We start from the raw sequence: 3,991 nt of genomic DNA on the forward strand, positions 1-3,991 counted from the left end.
GTCACCAGCCAGCCGACCAGGCCTGAGGCGGCAGGGGCCGCATGCGCAGCGCGCTCCGCCCAGCCGTGCAGCGCGTGCGGGATTGCGTCGAGATGGAAGACCTCCAACCCGTGGACGAGGATGCCGCCGCCGACCCAGATCATCGCGGCAACGCCGATCGCGGAGAGCGCGCTCATCACCCGCGGCATCGCATGTACAAGGCCGCGCCCGATCGCGCGCACGCCGCTTGTCTGCCGCCCGGCCAGGTGCAGGCCGATATCGTCCATCTTCACGATCAGCCCGACCACGCCATAGACGGCGACAGTGATCGCCAGCGCGACGATCGCCAGCGCCACCGATTGCGTCAGCAGCGGCTGGCCGGCCACTTCGCCCAGCGCGATCGCCATGATTTCGGCCGACAGGATGAAGTCGGTCCGCACGGCGCCGCTGACCATCGTCTTTTCGACCTCGGCCGATCCTTGCGCGGTCTCGCCCGGCTCGTCCGGCATCTCGTGCCCGCCGATTGCCTCGATCAGCTTCTCGACGCCCTCGAAGCACAGATAGGCGCCGCCCAGCATCAGCAGCGGCGTGATCGCCCAAGGCAGGAACGCCGTCAGCAGCAACGCCGCCGGAAGCAGGATGACGAGCTTGTTGAACAGCGATCCGCGCGCGATGCGGGCAATGATCGGCAGCTCGCGGTCGGGCGTGACGCCGCTGACGTAACGCGGCGTGACCGCGGTGTCGTCGACCACCACGCCGGCGGCCTTCGCGCCGGCCTTGCCGGCTGCGGCGCCGACATCGTCGATCGAGGCCGCGGCGAGCTTCGCGATCGCGGCGACGTCGTCCAGCAGGGCGAACAGGCCCGAGGCCATCAGAACAGCCCCTCGATATGACCCGCGGCATCGACATGGATGTGCTCGGCTGCCGGATGGCGCGGCAGGCCGGGCATGGTCATGATCTCGCCGCAGATCGCGACGACGAAGCCGGCGCCGGCAGCGAGCCGCACTTCGCGCACCGGCAGCACATGGCCCGTGGGCGCGCCGAGCAGGTTCGGATCGGCGGAAAAGCTGTAGGCGGTCTTGGCGATGCACACCGGCAGATGTCCGAACCCCATCTCCTCGAAGCGCTTCAGCTGGGCCAGCACCGACGGCTCCGCCACGGCCTGCTTGGCGCGATAGACGCGCGTCGCGATCGTATCGATCTTGTCGAACAGCGGCAGGCCGTCGTCGTAAAGCGGCGCGAATTGGGCGGCGCCCTTGTCGGCAAGCTCGGCGACCGCGTCGGCCAGCTCCGCCGCGCCCGCACCGCCTTCGGCCCAGTGCCGGCACAGGATCGCGCGCACGCCATGCGCGGCGGCGGCTTCGCGCACGGCCTCGATCTCGGCATCGGTGTCGGTCGCGAAATGGTTGATCGCAACCACGGCGGGGACGCCGAATTGATGGACGTTCTCGATATGGCGGACAAGGTTCACCGCGCCGCTGCGCACCGCCGCCACATTCTCGGCCGCCAGGTCGGCCTTGGCGACGCCGCCGTTCATCTTCAGCGCCCGCACCGTTGCGACGATCACCGCCGCATCCGGCGCGAGGCCGGCCTGGCGGCATTTGATGTTCATGAATTTCTCGGCGCCCAGATCGGCGCCGAACCCCGCCTCGGTCACGACATAGCCCGAGAGCGCGAGCGCGGTCGTCGTCGCGATCACCGAATTGCAGCCATGCGCGATGTTCGCGAACGGACCGCCGTGCAGCAGCGCGCCATTGCCTTCCAGCGTCTGCACCAGATTGGGCTTGATCGCTTCGGTCAGCAGCGCGGCCATCGCGCCGTCCGCCTTCAGGTCGTGCGCCGTGACCGGCTGCTGGTCGCGCGTATAGGCGACGATGATGCGCCCCAACCGGGCGCGCATGTCGTCCACGTCCCGGGCAAGGCAGAGGATCGCCATCACTTCCGACGCAACGGTGATGTCGAAGCCGGACTGGCGCGGAAAGCCGTTCGCCGCGCCGCCCAGCGATTGGACGATGTCGCGCAGCGCGCGGTCGTTCATGTCGAGCACGCGCCGCCACACCACCCGCCGCACGTCGATGCCGAGCGCGTTGCCCCAGTAGATATGGTTGTCGACCATCGCCGCGAGCAGGTTGTGCGCGCTGGTGACGGCGTGGAAATCGCCGGTGAAATGGAGGTTGATGTCCGTCATCGGCCCGACCTGCGCGCGGCCGCCGCCGGTCGCCCCGCCTTTCATGCCGAAGCAGGGGCCGAGCGACGGCTCGCGCACGCACAGCATCGTGCGGCGCCCGGCGCGGTTCAGAGCATCGACAAGACCGACGGATGTCGTGGTCTTGCCTTCGCCGGCGGGCGTCGGGTTGATCGCGGTCACGAGGATAAGCTTGCCGCCCGCCTCCCGCAGCAGCTGCGCGATATCGAGCTTGGCCTTGTGCCGGCCATAAGGCTCGACCGCCGCTTCCGGGATGCCGAGTTTGGCGGCGATCGCCGCAATGGGCTGGAGCGGCGTGGCGCGCGCGATCTCAAGATCGGAAGGCTGCATGGCCGCCGGTCGTAATGGGACGCGGCGGCTCACGCCAGTCAGGCGTTGCGGCTCGCCTCGAACAGGAACCAGGCGCGCTTTTCGGCCTGGTCGATCCAGTCGTCCGCCATCGAGCTGGTCGCGGTGTCGCCGGCCGCTTCCGCCGCCTCGCGGGCCTCGCGGATGCGCTGGACAAGTTTTCGGTTGTCGTCGCGCAGCTCCGCCAGCATGTCGGCCGGCGCAACATAGTCGCGGTCGTTATCGACCAGGCTCTGCCGCCGCGCGACGTCGCCGATCGACCGCAGCGTCGTGTTGCCGATCTTGCGAACCCGCTCGGCAACCGCGTCGGTCACGCCGATGATCTCGGCCGCCTGTTCGTCGAGCAGCAGGTGATAGTCGCGGAAATGCGGGCCCGAGACGTGCCAATGGAAATTCTTGGTCTTCAGGTAGAGTGCGAACGCGTCGGCGAGGACGCCGTTCAATGCGTCCGCCACGCTCTTCGTCTCGTTACGGGAAAGGTCGGTCGGGGTCTTCAGATCGCTGGGCGCGCTCGCCATGCCAGTCTCCTTCGTTGCGAGGCGGAAATGATACCCGCACAACGGATCGGCAAGGGAGTGGGTCCCTGAATAATCCCGATCGGTCTGATCGGCGGCCTACATCACCCGGACCGAAGCAGCCGCTGCCCAGGCGCTCGCCGCCGCCGCGTCGGTGCGGCCGCTTTCGGTCGCCTCGCGCATCAGCGACAGCACGTTGATCACGCTCGGCCCGCGTTCGCCGCGGGCGAGCCGGCCTTCCAGCTTCCAGGCAAGGTCGGCGACCGGCCCCAGCTGATATTGCTGGGCAAGGTGGCGCACCGTCGACGCCTTGTCGCACAATCCCGGGATCGAGCCATGGGCGACCGCCGCCGTCAGCCCGTCAATCTGCTCGCACAGCTCCGCACGGATTTTGATCATCCCGTCCCGCTGCATGCCTGCCCCTCCAGACCTGTTGTGCGGCGAGGCTATCGCGCCTTTGGTGAAAGCCCGGTTAAGGCCGTCCGGCTTGACTCAGGAGACGCGAACGCGCATGGGGCGCGGCTGACAGAGCGGCGGCGACGCCGCTTTTCTTGTTTAGCGACATTCGAAGAGAGCCCCGCCATGGCCAAGCCGACCACCGTCAAGATCAAGCTCGTCAGCTCCGCGGACACGGGCTTTTTCTACGTCACCAAGAAGAACCCGCGCACGCAGACCGAGAAGCTGTCGTTCCGCAAGTACGACCCGGTCGCGCGCAAGCACGTCGAGTTCAAGGAAGCCAAGATCAAGTGACCCAAGCGGCGTAGTCGCTTAGGAGTCATCCCGGACTTGATCCGGGATCCATCTTTTCTTCAACTGCTGTGTTCGTGGATTCCAGCTTTCGCGGGAATGACGAATGGGGCTGGAGCGCTCAGACCTGCGGCGCCGGTTGGTATTCGCCCGCGAGCAGCTGCTCGACCGTCTGGGCGAACTTCATCACCGAAAT

5 protein-coding genes are annotated in these 3,991 nt (G+C 67.6%); 1 reads left to right on the top strand and 4 read right to left on the bottom strand.

Annotated features, from left to right (window positions below; translation table 11 throughout):
• The 4 genes from VFT73_RS01180 to VFT73_RS01195 all read right to left on the bottom strand — a co-directional run.
• A partial coding sequence (locus tag VFT73_RS01180; protein WP_326408291.1) for a DUF808 domain-containing protein occupies window positions 1-851 on the bottom strand: 851 nt, incomplete at its 3' end.
• Window positions 851-2,515 carry a formate--tetrahydrofolate ligase gene (locus VFT73_RS01185; protein WP_326408292.1) on the bottom strand — a complete coding sequence of 555 codons (1,665 nt, stop codon included), beginning with the start codon at window positions 2,513-2,515 and terminating at the stop codon, window positions 851-853. The genes VFT73_RS01180 and VFT73_RS01185, both read right to left, overlap by 1 nt.
• Before the next feature lie 38 nt (window positions 2,516-2,553).
• Window positions 2,554-3,051, bottom strand: coding sequence for a DNA starvation/stationary phase protection protein (locus tag VFT73_RS01190; protein WP_326408293.1), 498 nt, complete (start codon window positions 3,049-3,051; stop codon window positions 2,554-2,556).
• 96 nt (window positions 3,052-3,147) lie between these two features.
• Window positions 3,148-3,447, bottom strand: a complete 300-nt coding sequence (locus tag VFT73_RS01195; RefSeq protein WP_326408294.1) for a hypothetical protein — start codon at window positions 3,445-3,447, stop codon at window positions 3,148-3,150.
• Between the two features lie 183 nt (window positions 3,448-3,630).
• Here VFT73_RS01195 and rpmG point away from each other — a divergent pair, with 183 nt between their 5' ends.
• The gene (gene rpmG, locus VFT73_RS01200) at window positions 3,631-3,798 is read left to right on the top strand and encodes a 50S ribosomal protein L33 (RefSeq protein WP_046348982.1); all 168 of its coding nucleotides are present in this window, start codon (window positions 3,631-3,633) and stop codon (window positions 3,796-3,798) included.
• The last annotated feature ends 193 nt before the right edge of the window (window positions 3,799-3,991 follow it).

This window comes from Sphingomonas sp., from assembly GCF_035758555.1.
Lineage (GTDB): Bacteria > Pseudomonadota > Alphaproteobacteria > Sphingomonadales > Sphingomonadaceae > Sphingomonas_B.